This window comes from Streptomyces sp. C36 (genome assembly GCF_040932295.1).
Lineage (GTDB): Bacteria > Actinomycetota > Actinomycetes > Streptomycetales > Streptomycetaceae > Streptomyces > Streptomyces triculaminicus.
In genome coordinates this window covers 89,778-104,753 of the sequence record NZ_JBFQGI010000010.1, presented here as the reverse complement: position 1 = coordinate 104,753, position 14,976 = coordinate 89,778, and the positions used below count along the sequence as shown (strand labels likewise).

Genomic DNA, 14,976 nt, shown 5'->3' with positions numbered 1-14,976 from the left:
GATCTTCACGGAGGGCTCGACTCCGAATAAACGATCTCATGTTCAGCGTGCTGACCTGGGGATTCCCCTCGGTCATGAGAAGGCTCCTTTTGGAGCCCTCTATCCCTCTGACCGGATCTTGTGCACTCGTGGCCAATGAAAGCACTTGCAGCCCTGCTACCCCACGGCTACCGTCCATGTCATCAAGCATCAACTCGCCCACGTCTTAAGCAAGTTGATTCAGGTGCGCATGGACATCGGGGGGCCATGTCGGGCTCAGGTAACGCGCGGCTTCGCTGTGCCGCGCTGGGTGTGATCCTGGCTGCAGCCCTGGCTGCGTGCCACTCGCAGCCGGAAGACAAGGACGCTGCGCCCACGGCCAGCACCATGAAGGTCCGCGACGCATGGGCCCGCGTCCAGTCGCAAATCGTGGGCGGCTGCGCTCCCAGTCACTGCACCCAGTACCTAACAGACACTCTAGGGGCCGTTGACGACTTCTTTCTGGCCATGAAGGCCAGCCCCAAGGGGGCAGGCCATTTCAAGGAACCCATGGCGCTGATCAAAGATCTCCGAAAGGAGATTCCACAGGGGTCCGCGCCTCAGCCAGAAAAGGACAGGCCTCTTATTGAGTCCACTGTATCCCGGCTTCAGGTACTCATGAACCGTCATCCCGACGATTACAAGTAAGGGAAAGGGAACAATAGCTTCGGACCCACCACCCTCTCTGTTTTGGCAGCAAAGCACCCGAGGCTCAACGAGTCCACCATGCCGTCGGCAGACTTCTGCCGAATGATCCAGTCCGGCCTCTATTGCAAAGGATATGACGGGGGTGAAATCGACGGGAAGTACAACTCTCGCGTCCAGTCAGCCATGGCCAAACTCAAGAAGGATATGGGGCTGGAGAATATATCTCCCGGGAGTGATCTCATACCCAAGGTCTTCAAAGGCCTGCTGAATATGGATGCTTACGTCACCGTCAACTCAGGATCTGACGCCATCCGGAATGTGCAGCAGTGGCTGAATGGCCGCTATGTTAACCGCCAGGACTTCTACGCCATCCCATGCGACGGCCATAATTCCCGCGACGTCTCCAAGTCCATGCTCCTCGCAATCCAGTACGAACTCGACATGGCTGACGGAGTAGCGAACGGTGTTTTTGGATCGGGAACACAGTCAGGTCTGCGGGAACATACCCTGTACTTGCAATCCCAGGGCACATGGGTCCTGTTATTCTCCGCTGCCATGATCCTCAACCGGCGGCCCGTGGCATTCGGCGGCACCTTCAACGGTGATCTTGCCGATGCCGTCCGGACCTTCCAGTCCTTCGCCAAGCTCCCAGTGACCGGCAACGGCGACTTTCCGACCTGGGCTTCTCTCCTTGTCTCCTACGGTGATCAGACGAGGAAGGGTGAGGCATGTGACGGGGTGACGAAGATAACCTCGGCGCGAGCGGAGGCGCTGAAGGCGGAAGGCATCAAATATGTGGGGCGCTACCTCACTAACCCCAGTGCAACGAAGCTACTGGAGAAGGCCATACAGCCTGGAGAGCTGCAGACGATCGCAGACAACGGCTTGCGTTGCTTCCCTATCTACCAGACGTTCGGCCGCGATGCTTCTGACTTCAGTTATCCAGCCGGGAACGCAGCCGGGTTGGCTGCAATTAACGCAGCCATGGATCACGGGTTCAAAAATGGGACGCGAATCTTTTTCGCTGTTGATTTCGATGCCCTGGACCAGGACGTCACAAACAATGTTCTTCCGCACTTCAAGGGCATTGAAGATGCCATGGCGCTTTCCGGGAATCCCTACAGGATCGGCGTGTACGGTCCTCGGAACGTCTGCACCCGCATGGGTGAAGCCGGACATTCATCAGCAAGTTTCGTATCCGACATGTCCTCCGGATTCTCCGGAAACTTCGGCTACCCGCTGCCCTCCGATTGGGCATACGACCAAGTTGTTACCCGCGCCGTCGGTTCCGGTGACGGGCGAATTGAGATCGACAATAACATCGCCTCTGGCCGTGACGTCGGGGAAAACTCGTTCAACAAGCCGCGCGGAATCCTTCCTGATGTCAGATTCGATGGCAGATTCTTGAACGCCCTGCATGACGACATTGGAAAGTACATGCAAGCGATTGGATTCCCGAACGACGGCGGCAACAGGATCTTCAGTCACACTCAGTGCTTTGAGACGGTCCTCGCCGAGGACGCCCTCGTCACGTCGCTTTCGAACAAGTTCAACATGCGCAAGGCCCTGATCCAGACGTCCGCGTACTGGGAGATGCGCCATTACGACATCATCGACCAGGCTGTGGATGCTGCCGTCGTCTACTACCACACTGGTGTCGGCGGAAACATGACCCCGAAGCGGGATTCTTCCACGGGTATCGCCCAGATCAGCGGAGAAGTAGGCATCGTGCCTGGAACCACTGTATCAACAAGGGGTACGTATCCGGGACGACTCTCGATCCCACCAAGGACGCGGACATCTGGACGATGTGGCAGAAAGTGAACAAGGATAACGCGTTTAGCCTGCAGACGGTTTCGCTGATTCACCTGTGGGATGCGGAAGGTAAGGCCGGAGGAAACAATCCCCCGGGCGGCGAGCCCGCGCTCCGTTCCATGCGCCTGGACTATTCAGAGGGAGAAATCTTCCAGGTGCTGCGCCGTTATCAGGGCTGGGGGAAAGAAGCAGAGGAGCATGCAACCAAGCGTATGGCGCTCTACCAGGTCTTTGAAAAGTACAACGGCATCGTTCGGAGCATGTAATTCATGCCTATGGCAGTCGATTCCTTTGAAGGACACAATCCCACCGCCCTGCTGGCGGTCATCCTCTTCGGTTTGGTGATCTCTGCCTCGCTTGCCGTGTACGGGTTCGCCACCATGGCCCGGCACAGCATCAGGCAATCGGCCGCACCGGTCACCCTGCGTTGCCTCGCAGCCTTGGCTGGTGCTGCCGCGGCCACCGTGTACACCTGGGGCGCGCTCCATCTCATGCTGCTAGACGAGACGGGACGGGACCAGGCTTGCAAGGAAGCAGTGGGTGCCGCCCGTGCGATGCACGTCGACGGATACCGCCCCACCTACATCCCCCTGCGCCTGGGATGCCATGTCACAAATGACGGCACGTATGCGGCCGGCGTCCCTGAGTACATCAATCCGACAGTGCTAGGTCTGGCGTTCATCGCCGCAACACTAGCCATTTTTGCGGCATTTGAGTCAGAGCGTCGCATCAGGCACGTCGTCAGGAAAGGGACAGACAGCTCATGAATTCCTCGCATGTATCGCGACGCACAGTTCTCGCCCGCACTGCCGTCATCACTGGTGCTGCCATCGCCGCCGGCCTCCCTGCCTCACGCTTTCTGTCCCCGGCGGCATATGCAGCCGGGAAGGATCCGATTCCGCCGGCTGTAAAGGAGGCAGTACGCCAGGCGCAGGAGCGGCAAAGACGTGTGCTGACAGGCAAGCCCTCTCACAACGGGTGGGAGATGGAGCGGGTCGCGGACGGCGGCGGCTCCATATTCACCCGCCCCGTACCGGGAACACCCCTTGCTGGCATCGCGGTGCGCATGGGGGATGTCGAGGCGGTTCTTGTCCACCTCGTCCGCCGTTTCCACTATGGGATCGACGAGCTCCGCAAAGGCGACGTCGTCGGCTGGCACTCCCCATCAGCCGTGCGTCATGAGCTTCCTGAGTCGAACCTGGCGTCCGGGACAGCGGTGCGGATCCGGCCCGGCCATTTTCCAGTCGGAAACCACGGCGGCTTCTTTCCCCTGCAGCTGATGGCGATCCGGGACATCCTCGCCGAACTTGACGGAGCCGTCCGCTGGGGCGGAGACGACCGCAAGGTGGACGAAGCTCTGTTCTACGTTGATGTCAAGCCCGGTGATGTCCGGCTGAGGGAGGTCGCGAACAAGATCCGAGGCTGGCAGGAAATGGCGGGCCAGGGCGCCGGCGCTCCCGTTGATCTGGCAGCGCCCGCACGGCGCAACGCTGCGAAGGCGCTGGAACGCCGCCAGAAATCGGCGGCGTAACGCCTGTGGTTACGTGCCGTGTGGTCGGTGATGCCGTCGAGCAGGTCGATCACTGTTGTCGCCTGCCGCGCGATCTTGCTGGCGTGTTCGGGCAGGGGCAGTCGCCTCCCACGCCATCGCACCGGGGGCGGATGAGAAGGCAAGTGAGCTGGAGCTGAAGGAGAAGGGGCTCCTCCACTGGGGTCCGGCTTACGTGGAGGACGAGCCGTCAGCCGGCACGAGGGTGGTGATCATCGGGGCCGGTGGCAGTGCGGGCGACGCCGCCAAGAAACTCAGCGCCGCCGAATGCGCCGTCACCCTGATCGGTGACAAGAACGAAATGCGCCTAAACCTGTTCCGCAAGGTCGAAGAGTGTGCTGAGGTCATCGTCCCGGTCCAACGTGGTGAAGTTCGAGCACGCCAACCCGGTCAAGATTCACTACCGTCGTAAAAAGGCCGCGCCCGGATCCGCACCCGAATGGATCGAGGCCGATGTGATCTATGTATTGACCGGTGGTCTCCCCCGAACCAAGTGGCTGGAAAATGGAACTGCTCGAGCTGCGACAGACGACAAGGGTTTCCTTCTGACCGACATTTACCTCGGGGATAGACAGAAACTGATTTTCGAGACCGATCTGCCGGGTGTGTTCGCGGTGGGTGATGTGCGGGTCAAGTCCCAGCAGCAGGTCGGGCAGGCGGTCGGCCAGGGGGTGGCGGCGGTCGCCGCCATGGAGGACTATCTGAAGGATCACTGGTCCAAGGTCCTCATTGACAAGACGAGGAAGGTGTACCAGGACCACAAGGTGGCAGACGAAGCCAAGGCAGGTTCGCCCGGCGGAGCAAACGGCACTAACAAGTAACTTTCACCCCAACCACTAGAAAAGCGACTCGTGGAATGGGGTCTCTGGCGTCCAAACGCGGAGAGGCCGGTGTGATCGGACCTTGGTGGTCGCGAGAGGTCGTCAGCGGGCTGTCTGAGCGATCCACCCCCGCCAACGGGCCACTGCATGCCGGTTACCGATGGGTAGCCGGGTATTCTGCCTGGAATAACCGCCAACTCGCCGAACGGCGAAATCGCGGCGTGGACATGCCACTTTCGGGGGGTCGCGTGAGCCGGCAGAACGAAGACGAGCAGACGAACGAGACGGGCCGTCCCGCCAGCGCCAGTGAACCGGCCGTCCCCCTCCAACGCCTCGAGGTGACCGGGGCTACCGACGGCGACATCATCGACGCGGAACTCGTCCCGGCCGACCCGTCACTGCCCGCCGCGACGCCGGCCGACATCGCGGGTGCCGGACCGCGATACCTCGTCACCCAGCACACCATGCTCGGCCCCGGCCAGCTGCCCCCGCTCGCCGACGCCCGCCCGCCGTGGACGGACGCCGACTTCCGGCTGTCCGAGGAGGACGTGGCGGACCTCGAGGAAGAGGACCTCGCGGAGAACACCCGCATCAACCGCGACTCCACGGTCCGGGCGTTCGAAGCGTGGTGCGCGGCGCAGGACCCGCCGCGGCTGGCGTATCCGTGCACCACCGCCACGTACACCGCCTACGGTCTCCACCTCATCCGGCGCGGAAAGGCCGGGGAGTTCAAGCCGGATTCGGTCGGGCAGTACATGTCCCGGATCTACAACTGGCAGCCCGTCGACCTGCGCCCCGACCCGTCCCGCATCAAGGGCCGGATCCGGGCCTGGAAGAAGACGTGGGTGCAGGCCGGTGGCACCGTCGACCGCTCCGCCGCAGTCACCCTCGAGTACAACCTCCGCATCATCGCCGCCATCGACGAATCCACCAACATCGGCAAACGCGACGCCTTCCTCGCCGCCCTCGCCTACTCCAACCTCCACCGCGAGATGGAGCTCGCCGACCAGCTCAACAAGCGAATCAAGATCTACGACACCGGGCTGCTCGTCACCACCGCCGTCTCCAAGACCGACCAGGCCGGCCGGGGATCCAGCCGCTTCATCGAGGACCGCGAAGACCTCCAGCTGGTCCGCCGCGCCCGCGCCTGGCGCGCCGTGCTCAAGGACCTCGGCGCCGCCGGCCCGGACGATCCGCTCTTCAGGGCGCTGACCCGCGGCGGCAACCTCGTGACGTACCCGGCCGACCGCAAGCGCGGCAACCGGATGCGGCCCGGCTCGCTCAACGAGCGTCTGCAGCACCTTGCCGAACAGGCAGGCGTGCCGTACATCGACGACAAGAAGGTCACCAGCCACTCCTGGCGCGCCGGCGCCAACACCGACCTCGCCGAAGCAGGCGTCCCTCTCGCCGAGCGCAACATCGCCGGCCGCTGGGCCGACGGCTCCCACACCGCCGACACCGTCTACGACCGCCGCCACGGAGTCGGCAAGCGAGACCCGCTCCAGCAGGTACCGCTGTACGGCAGCCAGACCAAAACGCCCCGTTTTATCCCGGAAACGTGAGCTTATCCGGAGTCCTCGCGATGGCCGCCTTCTCCCCCATCGACAGCTCATTTATGTCCCGTCTCAGCGAACTCCGGTGTCAGGGAATCTGCACCGGCTCGCGAGCATGGGCCAGGTTCGGTGACACCGGCCGCGCGGTCGACGCGAGCTGGGGACCAGAGCAGCGTCGCTTGTGGGGAAGAACCGCCGGAACGGAGCAGATGAAGTAAGACGGGCTGGCAGGCCACCGGTATCACTGGTACCGTCGATATCATGGCAGACCCGAAGGCTATGAGCTTGCGTTTTCCTGACCCGGAGCAGCGTGCAGCTATCGCGGCTGCCGCGAAGGAAGCCGGAGTGAGCATGCAGGAATACATCCTCTCGGCTGCATACGAGCGCGCTACGGCGGTCGAGGCGAGGTTCCTGAAAGCCTTCAAGGCCTCGGTCAGCCGCAGCAGCGAGGCCTTCGCCGCCGAGCCGGGGGTGTCCGATCCAACTCCTGAGCAGCGTGCCGCCGAGCAACAGGCCCGCAGCACCCTTGAGACTGAGGGACAGGGTCGCGCCGCGTGAGTGACAAGCAGCAACCACCACTCCGGATCGACGTCCCCTTCCTCCTCCACGCCGCGGAACTCCTACCCGGCGACCCTCAGGTCGACGACTACGGACCGCTGTTCGGCGCTGTAGCCCGCATGTACGCCAGAGCGATGGACCGGGACATCTACAGCTCCGAGCACCTCAAAGCCGGGGCACTGCTGCACAGCCTCGTACGGATACCGTGCCTGGAACACTCCAACGACGCATTCGCCTGGCACGCCACCGAGGCCTTCCTCGCACTGAACCGGCACCACCTCGAGTACCGGCCCAAGGACGCAGTCGCACTCGTCCGCGAAGCCGCCGCAGGCACCGCCGGCGTGGCCCAGATCGCCCGCCAACTACACGCCTGGACCACCTAAGGCCAGTGCCGCCCATCGAAGTCGGCGCCATGGACGCCAACGATCGCACGGCTTCCGCGTCAAGTAGGTGTCGACGACGAAGCTGATCAACGGGCTTCCCGAGGCAGTCGACGAGCGATCTGGTCACCGTCACAACCTCGGACATCCTGGCCGCGTCCAGCGAACTCATGGCGGCCACCCCCAGACCGGCCCCCGTCATAGTGGCGCCGGCGTGAGGCCGTCGGCGCCACCGACGGCACCCGCGGCACGCTCAGCGCCGCAGAGAAGAACAAACTGGATCGCGGCGTCACCGACCGGGCCAGCGCGGTGGCAGCGGCGAGCCCGGAGTCCGGCCAACGCGTCGCTAACGCATCCCCGTCACCTAGGCTGAGAGCGAGCAGAGCATGCGATGGACCGTTCACGGCGAACACTCTCTCCACGACACCCCCTGGGTGCGGCTGCGCTCGCTGGACGTGGAACAACCCGACGGCATCCGCACCGACTACCACGTCGTACGGCTCCGGGACCTCGCCATAGCGGCGGCCGTCGACGACCAACAGCGCGTCCTGATGATGTGGCGCCACCGCTTCGTCACGGACACCTGGGCCTGGGAACTGCCTATGGGACTGGTCGAGGACGGCGAAACCCCCGTGGTCGCCGCCGCCCGGGAACTGGAGGAAGAAACCGGCTGGCGCCCGGAAGCCATGCAGGAACTGATCTACGCACAGCCGGCGGCCGGGATCACCGACTCCCAGCACTTCGTGTTCCGCGCAAACGGGGTCCGGCGCATCGGGGAACCGACGGAACGCAACGAGTCGGACCGACTGGAATGGATCCCACTGGCCGACATCCCCGCCATGATCGCCCGACGGGAGATCGTCAGCAGCGCCACCCTGGTCGGCCTGATGGCCCTGCTACTGGACCTGAAGGCCTGATCCCCGTTTTCAGTGCCCGTCCCGAGCGGGCCTTGAGAGCTCTCTCAGTCTTGCGGCGGACTGAACCGGTCGATGCCAGCGAGGATCTCCCGCTTGAGCTCCAGATCAGTGTTGATCTCCTTGCGCGTGAACCGTGTCGGGTCCTTGGCGTACATCTCACGTCCCCGTTCCGACGTGAACCGATCCTCGGGAATGGAATCGGCACCCTCGGGCAGAAACTTGGCGACCTCCTCGAACGCGGCGAGCGCGTACGCAAAAGCCGGACTGATCTCGCGATGCTCAGCAAGCGGGGTGTTCAGCAGTCGCACCCCAGACGCAGTGGACACCCGGTCGCCGATCCACATGAACTCACCTGGATCGATGATCTGCGAGGGCTCCGGACCACCGAACTCAGGAGGCGCCGGCGGACGGGCCTCGGATGTCGTGAACTCGAACAGGCGCGTACGGCTGCACTGCGGGCATGCACCCTCGTACACGGAGGTCAGGACCCCGTCACGGTCCTCCAGGCGGTGCTGCCGATCGAACTCCTCCGTGCCGCACGCACAGGGATACAGATCCATGTACAGGTGGGCTTCCTGCATCGAACGAGTGATCAACATGCCATCACCCTAGGGGAAAGAAGAGCAAGGCCGCCCGTACGGAAGCAGCGAACGACCCGCAGACAGCCGCCTACGACCACACGATCGCCGAGATCCTGCACCTGCGGCAGACCACCGCCAATGGAGGACCGGCACCCTACGGCTCCCGCAGCGAAGCCCTCGCCGGCCTGCGCGAGGTCTCCCTGGTCTTCCAGGCCTGGGCAGCCTCGGACATGGGCCAGCAACTCGCGGACTCCGACCACCCGCAGCTGGCCGCCTTCCGCACCGCTTGGCAGAACCTCCCGCACGCCAGCCTGCCCGAGGGCCCCGCCGCAGCCGTCCAGCCCTTCACCGAAGTTGCCGAACTTGCCCGGAGCCTCGCCGCGAAGGCCGAAACCGGCAAGTTCAAGGCAGAAGACATCGCCGCCCTGCGGGCGGTCGTCGACGCCTCCGCACACCACGCGGAGCGCCTGGCGGCCACCTCCACCCGCGCCGGCGGCACCCGGGCGGCTGACCGCACCGGCCCGCAACATCAGCCCCGAGCAAGCCGCCGCCCCGCAGGCCGTACCCCCGCGTCCGCGGGCAGCCATGCCCGGCCGGGCGGCCTCCAGTCCGCGCTCGCCCCGCATCTCGGCATGAACCGGGGGGCAGCCCCGGTTTCTCAACCAGGACTGACCCCTGCACTGCCGGAATGCCCGTACCCGCCGGCCCGGGCCCATCAAGAGGGAGCTGAAGCTCTACAGTGAGCGGCCCTTGCCTCTCCGCTGCTGCTCCTGGCCCCGAAGCGGCTGGATCGTCGGTGGGTTCGGAGCACTCACCTGGATCCGGCGCTTCCCACCCATTGCTCCGCGCAACTGCTGGCGGACGCCCTCTTCGATCTTCCGCTGGGCGGGAGACAGCTGGCGGCGGCGCTCGATCTCGCCCTCGGTACGCAGCCGCAGCAGCCCCAGCCGGGCTGCTTGTGACCCGGCAGCAGCAGCCTGTTCCCGGGCGTACTGCGCATCCTCGCGTGCCGAGTTCTGCGCCCGCTCCAGCTTCTCCCGGGGGGCGTTCTGACCGGTCAACTGCTGGAGGACACCTTCCGCTGTCTCGTTCTTGGGCGGGCGGGCAGCCCTCTCCGCTGCCTCCTCGGCGTCCGTCAACCGGGTGTGCAGCTTCGCGAGCTCATCGTCCGGCAACAGCGCGGGCGATACCTTCGACCCCGGCGGGTCCGCCATGGCGGACCCGAGCATCTCCCGGGCCGTTTGGTAGACCACACGTGCCTCGCCTACGACGCTGGCGCCGGTCATCGCCGTGATGATCTGGACATCGACAGCGGTCATCAGCGGCTGCGCCTCTTGCTCGATCCGGGCCAGCCGTGGCGGCCAGTCCGGTCCCAGGCCCCGGCTGACCTCCTGCAGACGCAGCTGAGTGACGGTGAAGCCGCTGCTCTCTCCATCGCTCCACGCACGGGACCGCTCGGTCTCCACCGCCTGGCGCGCCGCCGGCAGCCGGGTCCACTGGCCGTTCTCGTCCAGGGCATTGCTGTAGCGGGGCGTGCTCTCCCCGCGGCGGTAGACGCTCACCAGATCGGCCAGCGCCCGCCGGTCGACGCGATCAGCCAGCTGCAGGATGCCCTCGAAGGACTCGTCCGCATTGGCCTGCACGGTCAGCCGGCCCTGTCCGCGGTCGGCCAGCTGCTCGAAGTACCGGTTGACGATGCCCTGATTGCTCATTGCCTGCGGCACGCCCATGAACAACGCCTCGACACGCGCACCGGCCTGCCGGTAGGCCGTCATCTTGGCCTCCACCGCCTCCGCGTTCTGCGAGGTCTCCTGGATGATGGCGTGCAGCCGGTGCTCACGGACGTAACTCTCGGCCTGAGCCATCCACGTCCGGCCATCGGCGCGGGTGTAGGCGGCCATGAGCGTGTCGTCCTGCGCCATCAGCGCAGCGTAGGCGGGGTGGTAGGGCTTGTAGAGGTCACTGTCGACATCCACGAACCCGCCGTGCCGGTTGAGCACGCCGGCCACCATCTCCGTGACCTTGCTCTTGCCCGCCCCAGGCTGCCCGATCAGGAACACCACAGTCGGCGTGTCCTGCGCAGCGCGGTTCGCTAAGAGGTCGGGGACGATGCGTTCGGCGAAGATCCTGCGGTTCTCCGCCTCGGGGAGCCGGTGCCGCTCCACCTCCTTCGGGTCGATCACGCGATCCTCGCCAGGACCTCGCGCGCCAGGGCCGCGTACCGCTGACGTGCCTGGGCAATCTGGGCGTGGTCGGTGGAGCGCAGGCTCTCACGCGCCCGGGCCAGGCGGCTCTGCTCCGCCCGGGCGGCTGTGAGCACGGCGGCATCCGGGGCCAGCTTCGCTTCTTCGGCCGCGATAAGCGCGCTGTAGGCCCCTACCGCACCGTTGACGGCCTCGATCGCCGCTTCATAGGCGGCGGTCTCCTCGTTGGACCAAGCGTGGGGCTCCAGCTGGTCGGTTACAGAAATCCCGTTTCTCGCGGGCATCATCTTTCCCCTCTGGTGTGATGGCCGAGTTGATCATTCCCGTTCGGGCCTTGCTGAACGCCAGGCCGACTCTGCATGGCAATGAATCGGGGTGCGCGGCCCGCTGTCCATGGCAGCGGTCACTGACCAGCGGCCCCCGGGACGGCGGAGAGTGGCGGCTCGACCAGGAACGCGGGCTCCTCATCGTCCTGGTCCGGCCCGTCTTGCGAGGCCAGTTCGGCGGTCGCCTCCAGGTCGAGGTGCCCGGTGCCGTGGTAGACGAGCACGGCACCGTTGGTGTCGGTCTCGGCGTACGGCGGCAGCCCGTCGTCAACCTCGTTGCCGGTGCCGTACGTACGGCGACCGCACTCCGGGTCGGGGCAGCGCCAGACCATCTCGCCTTCCACCTCGCACGGCTGCGTCACGGCTGCGCAGGCCGGGCACGGAGGCGGGGAGACCAGGAGGCCGGGCCGCTGGATCCGCGGCTCGCGGACCGACCAGCCGTGCTCCCGCAGCAGATCGGCGTAGGCGGACACGAGGACGTGCTCCTCCGCCGCGGCGTCAGCGAAGGAAAGGCCCGTGAGCACGCCCGGGAATTGGGTGCGGTGGCTCACTCGGGCCTGCGCGGAGCCGGGAGCGCCCGGGGAGCACAGGAATTCGGCCGTGGCGACCCTGCCCGTCGCGTCGAGCTGCGCAGCGGGGCGACGCGTCAGGAGAAGCGCTCGGGCGGCGGCGGTCACCGCTTCGGTGAGGTCGGGCGATAGCGTCATGCGGGTTCCTTCCGGGCGGAGCTGGCGGGAGAGCAGGGGCCGGGCGGCCCCTCAACGGTTCTGCGGCGGGCTGCCGTTCAGGGGGCTGCGGTGCCCGTGGCTAGTCGAGTGGTTCGGCGGCGTAGGTTCCGTCGCCGAGCGGCACGTCGGTCAGCTCGAAGCGCTGGGGGCGGTCGCCGATGCGGTGGGTGATGACCGTGCCGGGTGGCCGGGTCGTCTCGTACTGGTCGGCCGTGCCGTGCAGGCCGCTGGTGCGCAGCAGGGTGTAGCGGCGCAGGGTACGCGGTGGCTCGGCCGTGCTGGGCTGGGTGCCTCGGGAGCGCAGCCAGCGTCGCGTGGCGGAGCCGCCGGTGAGCAGGGCGGCGAGCACGAGGGACGTGCACAGGCCGGGGATGTCGAGAAGGCCGAGGAGAAGCGGCATGACGGGCCCTCACTCCGGGGTGCAGGAGGAGGGGGCGACGCCGGGGGCGGGAAACACAGGAGACCTCCAAGGAGTCGGTGCCCGCCTCAGTGACGGGCCGCGCCGACTGTCCAGGAGCTGGGGGTTAGCCCCGCAACCCCCTCTGTCACCTGCCGTCTTCCTCCGGGGAGGTGAGCATGACGCGCGGTACATCGTCGTCGGCTCCCCAGCCCGGGGCGACCTCCAGCCCGGACGGTACGTCTTCGTCGCCCCAGTTCAGGCGGGCAGGGGCACGGTCCAGGCGGGTGAAGGCCGCGCGGAAGACGGGCACGTTCTCCCGGTCCATCTTGTAGGCGATGTTCTTGTGCCAGCTGGGATTCTCCGGGTCGTACACCGCGCTGATGGGCGCGCGGGTGCCCTCCGGCCACCATCCCTCGCGCACCCCGCGCGGGATGGCCCGGGACAGGGCGACGGTCGGCCCGTTGAGCTTGCCCAGCGCCTGGCGGAGCGTGTCGGCGTCGGCGTAGCCGTCGTTGTCCATGACGACGATTTGGGCAAAGTGACGGGCGCCGGCGGGGAGGGAGCGGATGTAGCGTTCGGCTCGCTCGACGGTCCATGCGGTGTCGATGACGGTGAGCTCGGCGCGGTGTTGGGCGGCGAGGGCGACGAGCTTCTCGGCGAACTCCTCGGATGCGCCTTCAATGGTGATCTTCACAGGGGCCTTCCGGAAGAAACCTACCCGGTTCTCCGGGATCTCCATGGGGAGTCTGCCCGATCGGACCCCTCCCCGTACAGACCCCGGAGAATCTGGCCGGAATTCTGCACGGATTCGGCGAACCGGGGGCACGCTGCGTCTCGCCTCGGATAACGTGCCATACCCGAGCCCATAGAAGACCTGACCTCAGGTCAGTGCGCCAGCCTGCCGACCTGAAGGAAACCAAACCCATATGGTTCTACATCGTCAGTGCCCTGGTGTTCCTCGCACTCTGCGGCTGGCTGTTCACCGGCGCCGTGCGCGTCAGATCCGACCGGGCCGCGAGCCTGCGCGAGGGGCTGATGCCCCAGCGGCTCGTGTACCGGCGCCTGCGCCGCGACACCCACGCCCGGCACGGCCGATGACTCATCCCGCCGAGGTGGGCACTGACGGCGGGGGTTTCAGTCCTCTCATGCAAGCCCAGCGTGCGGGAGATCGGGGCAGCTCCTGCGTGCGTGCCTAGCTGGTGGGCGTGGTGCTTTCGTTGTGGTTCCCGCCATACAGCGGCACCTGCTCGAGCGGGTCGCGCGTACCGACGCCGTGGCGGCGGTCGTAGACGGTGTCCGCGGTGTGCGAGGCCGGTGCCCAGCGGCCGGCGGCGTTGCGTTCGGCGAGCGGGACGCCGCGTTCGGCGAGGTCGGTGTTGGCGCCCGCGCGCCAGGAGTGGCTGGTGACTGCTGATCAACGGGCTTCCCGAGGCAGTCGACGAGCGATCTGGTCACCGTCACGGCCTCGCGCAACCCGACGGTCTCCGCAGCGACTATCAAGTCGTTCGGCTTCGGGACCGCACCGTAGCAGCGGCCGTCGACGACCAGCAGCGCGTCCTGATGATGTGGCGCCGCCGCTTCGTCACGGACACCTCGCCGCCGCCCGGGAACTGGAGGAAGAAACCGGGCGGCGCCCGAAGAACTGATCTACGCCCAGCCGGCGGCCAGGATCACCGACTCCCAGCACTTCGTGTTCCGCGCAAACGGGGTCCGCTGCATCGGGGAACCGACGGAACGCAACGAGTCGGACCGACTGGAATGGATCCCGCTGGCTGACATCACCGGCATGATCGCCCGACGGGAGATCGTCAGCAGCGCCACCCTGGTCGGCCTGATGGCCCCCTGCTGCTGGGCCTGAAGGCCTGATCCCCGTTTTCAGTGCCCGCCTGAGCGGGCCTTGAGAGCTCTCTCAGTCTTGCGGCGGACTGAACCGGTCGATGCCAGCGAGGATCTCCCGCTTCAGCTCGAGGTGGGAGGTGATGCGCTTACGCGTGAACCGTGTCGGGTCCTTGGCGTACATCTCACGCCCTCGTTCGGAGGTGAATCGGTCCTCCGGGATGCAGTCGGCGCCTTCGGGCAGAAACTTGGCCACCTCCTCGAATGCAGCGATCGCATACGCGGTGGCCGGACGGATCTCACGGTGCTCGGCAGGCGGAGTGTTCAGCAGCCGCAGCCCCGACTCGGTAGACACTCGGTCGCCGATCCACATGAACTCACCTGGATCGATGATCTGCGAGGGCTCCGGACCACCGAACTCAGGAGGCGCCGGCGGACGGGCCTCGGAGGTCGTGAACTCGAACAGGCGCGTGCGACCGCACTGTGGGCATGCACCCTCGTACACGGAGGTCAGGACCCCGTCACGGTCCTCCAGGCGGTGCTGCCGATCGAACTCCTCCGTGCCACACGCACAGGGATGCAGATCCATGTACAGGTGGGCTTCCTGCATCGAACGAGTGATCAACATGCCATCATCCTAGG

At 65.9% G+C, this 14,976-nt stretch carries 16 protein-coding genes and 2 pseudogenes; 11 read left to right on the top strand and 7 right to left on the bottom strand.

Features of this window, described 5'->3' with window-relative positions; translation table 11 throughout:
- Positions 1-675: 675 nt before the first annotated feature.
- The 8 genes and pseudogenes from AB4K12_RS27740 to AB4K12_RS27705 form a co-directional block, all read left to right on the top strand.
- Positions 676-2,747: pseudogene (locus AB4K12_RS27740) on the top strand (glycoside hydrolase domain-containing protein); the annotation flags it as partial.
- Positions 2,748-2,756: 9 nt separating this feature from the next.
- On the top strand, positions 2,757-3,248 hold the full coding sequence (locus AB4K12_RS27735) for a hypothetical protein (RefSeq protein WP_368437140.1): 492 nt from the start codon (positions 2,757-2,759) through the stop codon (positions 3,246-3,248).
- Positions 3,245-4,012, top strand: coding sequence for a hypothetical protein (locus tag AB4K12_RS27730; protein WP_368437138.1), 768 nt, complete (start codon positions 3,245-3,247; stop codon positions 4,010-4,012). Before AB4K12_RS27735 ends, AB4K12_RS27730 begins: the two co-directional genes overlap by 4 nt.
- A 380-nt stretch (positions 4,013-4,392) precedes the next feature.
- A complete protein-coding gene (locus AB4K12_RS27725) occupies positions 4,393-4,851 on the top strand; it encodes an FAD-dependent oxidoreductase (RefSeq protein WP_368437136.1) in 459 nt (152 codons plus the stop codon).
- A gap of 248 nt (positions 4,852-5,099) precedes the next feature.
- Positions 5,100-6,413 (top strand): hypothetical protein, encoded by a 1,314-nt coding sequence (locus AB4K12_RS27720; protein WP_368437134.1) that lies wholly within the window; start codon positions 5,100-5,102, stop codon positions 6,411-6,413.
- A 252-nt stretch (positions 6,414-6,665) separates the two neighbouring features.
- The gene (locus AB4K12_RS27715) at positions 6,666-6,962 is read left to right on the top strand and encodes a DUF1778 domain-containing protein (protein WP_368437132.1); all 297 of its coding nucleotides are present in this window, start codon (positions 6,666-6,668) and stop codon (positions 6,960-6,962) included.
- Positions 6,959-7,345, top strand: coding sequence for a fic family toxin-antitoxin system, toxin component (locus tag AB4K12_RS27710; RefSeq protein WP_368437130.1), 387 nt, complete (start codon positions 6,959-6,961; stop codon positions 7,343-7,345). The genes AB4K12_RS27715 and AB4K12_RS27710 overlap by 4 nt, the downstream gene beginning before the upstream one ends.
- A gap of 383 nt (positions 7,346-7,728) precedes the next feature.
- A complete protein-coding gene (locus tag AB4K12_RS27705) occupies positions 7,729-8,259 on the top strand; it encodes an NUDIX hydrolase (protein ID WP_368437128.1) in 531 nt (176 codons plus the stop codon).
- A gap of 44 nt (positions 8,260-8,303) precedes the next feature.
- On the opposite strand, the gene AB4K12_RS27700 is transcribed toward AB4K12_RS27705, so the two are convergent.
- Positions 8,304-8,858, bottom strand: a complete 555-nt coding sequence (locus AB4K12_RS27700) for a hypothetical protein (protein ID WP_368437126.1) — start codon at positions 8,856-8,858, stop codon at positions 8,304-8,306.
- A 212-nt stretch (positions 8,859-9,070) separates the two neighbouring features.
- Between AB4K12_RS27700 and AB4K12_RS27695 the strand changes: the two genes are divergently transcribed.
- Positions 9,071-9,583, top strand: coding sequence for a hypothetical protein (locus tag AB4K12_RS27695; protein ID WP_368437124.1), 513 nt, complete (start codon positions 9,071-9,073; stop codon positions 9,581-9,583).
- On the opposite strand, the gene AB4K12_RS27690 is transcribed toward AB4K12_RS27695, so the two are convergent.
- The 5 genes from AB4K12_RS27690 to AB4K12_RS27670 all read right to left on the bottom strand — a co-directional run bounded on the left by AB4K12_RS27690 (position 9,575) and on the right by AB4K12_RS27670 (position 13,192).
- Complete coding sequence (locus AB4K12_RS27690) at positions 9,575-11,023, bottom strand: zeta toxin family protein (RefSeq protein WP_368437122.1); 1,449 nt, start codon at positions 11,021-11,023, stop codon at positions 9,575-9,577. The genes AB4K12_RS27695 and AB4K12_RS27690 overlap by 9 nt on opposite strands.
- Positions 11,020-11,328, bottom strand: coding sequence for a hypothetical protein (locus AB4K12_RS27685; RefSeq protein WP_368437120.1), 309 nt, complete (start codon positions 11,326-11,328; stop codon positions 11,020-11,022). Before AB4K12_RS27685 ends, AB4K12_RS27690 begins: the two co-directional genes overlap by 4 nt.
- 119 nt (positions 11,329-11,447) lie before the next feature.
- Entirely contained in the window at positions 11,448-12,077 is a 630-nt protein-coding gene (locus AB4K12_RS27680) for a hypothetical protein (protein ID WP_368437118.1), read from the bottom strand.
- Between the two features lie 100 nt (positions 12,078-12,177).
- A complete protein-coding gene (locus AB4K12_RS27675; protein WP_368437116.1) occupies positions 12,178-12,498 on the bottom strand; it encodes a hypothetical protein in 321 nt (106 codons plus the stop codon).
- A gap of 145 nt (positions 12,499-12,643) precedes the next feature.
- The gene (locus AB4K12_RS27670) at positions 12,644-13,192 is read right to left on the bottom strand and encodes a hypothetical protein (protein ID WP_368437114.1); all 549 of its coding nucleotides are present in this window, start codon (positions 13,190-13,192) and stop codon (positions 12,644-12,646) included.
- A 194-nt stretch (positions 13,193-13,386) separates the two neighbouring features.
- Between AB4K12_RS27670 and AB4K12_RS27665 the strand changes: the two genes are divergently transcribed.
- Both AB4K12_RS27665 and AB4K12_RS27660 read left to right on the top strand, forming a co-directional pair.
- Complete coding sequence (locus tag AB4K12_RS27665; protein WP_368437112.1) at positions 13,387-13,596, top strand: hypothetical protein; 210 nt, start codon at positions 13,387-13,389, stop codon at positions 13,594-13,596.
- A gap of 366 nt (positions 13,597-13,962) precedes the next feature.
- A pseudogene (locus tag AB4K12_RS27660) lies at positions 13,963-14,356 on the top strand (NUDIX domain-containing protein); the annotation flags it as partial.
- 51 nt (positions 14,357-14,407) lie between these two features.
- On the opposite strand, the gene AB4K12_RS27655 reads toward AB4K12_RS27660, so the two are convergent.
- Positions 14,408-14,962, bottom strand: a complete 555-nt coding sequence (locus tag AB4K12_RS27655; protein ID WP_368437110.1) for a hypothetical protein — start codon at positions 14,960-14,962, stop codon at positions 14,408-14,410.
- Positions 14,963-14,976: the final 14 nt, after the last annotated feature.

Bases quoted from the DNA above. Each gene is read 5' to 3' on its own strand.
- AB4K12_RS27675 (WP_368437116.1), bottom strand. From the start codon at position 12,498: ATGCCGCTTCTCCTCGGCCTTCTCGACATCCCCGGCCTGTGCACGTCC.
- AB4K12_RS27685 (WP_368437120.1), bottom strand. From the start codon at position 11,328: ATGCCCGCGAGAAACGGGATTTCTGTAACCGACCAGCTGGAGCCCCAC.
- AB4K12_RS27700 (WP_368437126.1), bottom strand. From the start codon at position 8,858: ATGTTGATCACTCGTTCGATGCAGGAAGCCCACCTGTACATGGATCTG.
- AB4K12_RS27655 (WP_368437110.1), bottom strand. From the start codon at position 14,962: ATGTTGATCACTCGTTCGATGCAGGAAGCCCACCTGTACATGGATCTG.
- AB4K12_RS27715 (WP_368437132.1), top strand. From the start codon at position 6,666: ATGGCAGACCCGAAGGCTATGAGCTTGCGTTTTCCTGACCCGGAGCAG.
- AB4K12_RS27705 (WP_368437128.1), top strand. From the start codon at position 7,729: ATGCGATGGACCGTTCACGGCGAACACTCTCTCCACGACACCCCCTGG.
- AB4K12_RS27730 (WP_368437138.1), top strand. From the start codon at position 3,245: ATGAATTCCTCGCATGTATCGCGACGCACAGTTCTCGCCCGCACTGCC.
- AB4K12_RS27735 (WP_368437140.1), top strand. From the start codon at position 2,757: ATGGCAGTCGATTCCTTTGAAGGACACAATCCCACCGCCCTGCTGGCG.
- AB4K12_RS27695 (WP_368437124.1), top strand. From the start codon at position 9,071: ATGGGCCAGCAACTCGCGGACTCCGACCACCCGCAGCTGGCCGCCTTC.
- AB4K12_RS27680 (WP_368437118.1), bottom strand. From the start codon at position 12,077: ATGACGCTATCGCCCGACCTCACCGAAGCGGTGACCGCCGCCGCCCGA.